Below are 226 nucleotides of genomic sequence, written 5' to 3' on the forward strand. Positions count from 1 at the left end.
CAGCTATCGCACCATCAATCGTTTTCGAGTCGCTGAAGGGATGGAAGAACTCATACGTAATCTTTTCATGGACCTCAATCTTCGTTTAAAAATGGAAGAGTTAGTGACCTTAGATTGTCTGTTTATTGATAGGACTAAGATTGAAGCCAATGCCAACAAGTATAGTTTTGTGTGGAAGAAAGCGACAGAGAAATTCTCCGCCAAACTGCAAGAACAGATACAGAAC

The 226-nt window shown here is 40.3% G+C and carries 1 protein-coding gene; it reads left to right on the top strand.

Going from position 1 to position 226, the window contains the following annotated elements; genetic code table 11:
• A partial coding sequence (locus tag B7692_RS07620; RefSeq protein ID WP_142360057.1) for a transposase occupies positions 1–226 on the top strand: 226 nt, incomplete at both ends.

The sequence above is a fragment of the Streptococcus mitis genome, assembly GCF_002096925.1.
GTDB lineage: Bacteria > Bacillota > Bacilli > Lactobacillales > Streptococcaceae > Streptococcus > Streptococcus mitis_AF.